Raw genomic sequence first — 2,676 nt, 5'->3', positions numbered from 1 at the left:
CGGTGACCAGCAGCCCCTCATGGCGGTCGATCCAGTCGCCTGCGACCAGCTTCTGGAACAGCGCCCGGTCGAGGCCGCGCGGGGTGCGCAGGTCGACGTCCTCGATGCTGGCATTGTGGCGGAGTGCCGCGTGTTTGAGCCGGGTCGTCAGGCGCCGGGTTTCCCGCTCGGCCGCCTCGCGGTCGACCAGCAGGCCGAGGCGCTCCTCGAAGGTCAGGGCGGCGATGTCGGGGGATCGTCGCTGGTCCTCAAAGCCTTTGGCCATGCCGGCCAGGCCGAGCGCGATCAGCCGCTCATGGGTGGGATGGACGAGCATGGGCTCTCCTCTCGGGGTCAGTGGAAGTAGTCGGCCTTGAATAACCCCTTCAGGCCGCGCGGGCTGTGACTGGGATCCGGTTTGTCCGGTCGAGTGCCTGGATGAGGCTGGCGAGGATGGCGGCCAAGAGGGCCCGGAGGTGGACGAGGATCTTGCGGATGTTGTGCCCGCAGCCGCAGAGGACGGCGTAGAGGGCGTCGCCGAGGGTACCCTTGAGGGCGCAGCGGGCGAGATGTCCGTCGGTCTTCATGTGGCCGATCTCGGGTTCGATGGCGCTGCGGCGGCGGAGCAGTCTCGTCAGCCTCGGCGTGAGGCCGCGGCGCGTGCCGCTGATGAGCACCCGGCTACCCTGCACCCCATGGCCGCGGTAGCCGCGATCGACCACGGCAAGGCTGGGGCAGGATCCGGTGAGGGTCTCGACCTGCTGGAGGGTGTCGGCGAGAGTATGCCCGTCATAGGGATTGCCGGGCATGGAGCGCATGCCCACGACGAAGCCCCCGGCGAGCGTCGTGGCAATGCTGACCTTGGTGCCGAACTCGTAGCGGACACGGGCCTTGCCCTTGGAGATGCAGTCCACTTGCGGCTCGTGCAAGGCGTAGAGCTTGCGCGGGCTCCTCGGCGGCTGTCGCAGCAAGCGGGTGACGAGGGCCATGCGTTCTTCGATCCGTGTCCGCAGCCGCCCCTCGGGTACGGCGCCGATCTTGCGGCCGATGTCGCGCAGGACGCGCCCCGTGTAGCCCTTCAAGGTCCGCAGCGCCTTGCGCATGCGCCGGAACTGCCGGGCATGGGCGTGCCGCCCCGCTTGCGCTGCCAGGCGTGGCGCCAAGCGGTTGTAGTTCTGCCGCAAGGTGAGCCCGGCCTTGTGGGCCAGCGCCACCAGGGAGCGGCGCGCCTTCTCGTAGAGGCGGCTGTCAGTGGGATGCGCGATGGCCTTCTCCATCACGGTGGTGTCCACCGCGACCTCGGAGAGGCTCCGTTCCGACACGGCACCCGAGGCCCGGCCCGCCTCGATGGTCTTGGTCAGCAGCCACTCCACACCCTCCTCGCCGATGCGGCCGCGCCAGCGGCTGAGCGAGGACGGGTGGATGGGCGGGCGGTGCTGGAAGAAGGTCTCGCCGGTGAAGTGCTGGAAGTAGGGGTTCTCCACCCAGCGGGCGAGGACAGCCTCATCAGAGAGCCCGTAGGCGTGCTGGAGGTACATCAGCCCGGCGACCAGCCGCGGATGGATGGCGGGCCGCCCCTCGCCAGCCGGGAAGAAGCCGGCCCATTCCTGCTCGAACCAGGACCAGTCGATCAGCGCCGCCAGCCGGACCAACTCGTGCCGTCCATCGATCATGTCGACCAGGCGTGGGCGTAGCAGGTCGTCCTGCTCAGCCGGGCGGGAACGGTGCTTCATGCCCGCCACAATCGCAGGAATAGCACCTCATTCCAACAAAACCCTGCAATTCCAGCATCCCAAATCCTGAGCTTTCCTGCCCCAGATCAACGGGTTGCTGGTTGTTCAAGGCCGACGAAGTAGCCGCCGCCACGGATGTTGCCGTGCAACGGCGGCGGCAGGCGGTCCGGCTCCTCTCCCAGGCAGGCCCGGTCGAGGCCGGTCTGGAGGATGGAGCGGATGGAGGTGACGGTGCGGGCGCGGATGCCGATGCCGATGCCGCGGCCACAGGCCGCCTCGAGCCGCGCGGCGCCATAGGTCCGGGCCAGGCCGAGGATGCCGAGGCAGGTCCGGAAACCCTGCTCGGGATGTGGCCGCGCCGCCATGACCGCCTCGCACAACGCCGCGGTCGAAGGCCCGACCTTGCCGGCCTCCTCCAGCAGCCGCGCCGGCGTCCACTGGGCGTGGCGACGATGCGCGTTCGGCATGTGCTCGGGGATGGTGGTGTGGCCCCGCCGGTTCGGCACCCGGGCATGGCTGGCCACCCGCTCGCCCTTTTGGAACACCTCAAGGGTCGCCTCGCCAATGCAGAGGTCGACCAGCTGGCGGATCAGGCGGAACGGCACCGAGTACCAATGGCCGTCGGCCTCGACATGATAGTCCAGCCCGACCCGGCAGCGTTTCCAACGGGCAAAGGCATAGGGCGGCGCCCGCAGCGGACGCAGGGCCGGCGCATCCAGGCTGGCGAAAAGCTCTGCCCGGCTGGCGCCAAAGCCCCGCATGATCCGGGCATTCAGCTCTGCGGTCAGGATGGTGATGGCGGCATTGAGCTCGGCCAGGGAGAAGAACCGGGCATTCCGCAGCCGCGCCATGATCCAGCGCTCGGCCAGCAACACCGACTGCTCAACCTTGGCTTTGTCGCGCGGCTTGCCGGGCCGGGCCGGCAGGATGGTGGTGCCGTAGTACTCCGCCATCTCCAGGTAGG

At 69.1% G+C, this 2,676-nt stretch carries 3 protein-coding genes; all 3 read right to left on the bottom strand.

The features are described from left to right. Window positions 1–316: ATP-binding protein (locus ACO1BU_RS36745; protein ID WP_424140803.1), on the bottom strand; the 316-nt coding region annotated here is incomplete at its 3' end. A 49-nt stretch (window positions 317–365) separates the two neighbouring features. Beyond that, window positions 366–1,712: an IS5 family transposase gene (locus tag ACO1BU_RS36740; protein WP_424140802.1), complete on the bottom strand. Its 1,347-nt coding sequence runs from the start codon at window positions 1,710–1,712 to the stop codon at window positions 366–368. 86 nt (window positions 1,713–1,798) lie between these two features. Further along, window positions 1,799–2,676: Mu transposase domain-containing protein (locus tag ACO1BU_RS36735; RefSeq protein ID WP_424140801.1), on the bottom strand; the 878-nt coding region annotated here is incomplete at its 5' end.

The sequence above is a fragment of the Roseomonas chloroacetimidivorans genome, from assembly GCF_049629625.1.
Classification (GTDB): Bacteria; Pseudomonadota; Alphaproteobacteria; order Acetobacterales; family Acetobacteraceae; genus Roseomonas; species Roseomonas chloroacetimidivorans.
The sequence above is the reverse complement of the archived record's forward strand: the minus strand, read 5'-3'. Positions and strand labels throughout refer to the sequence as shown.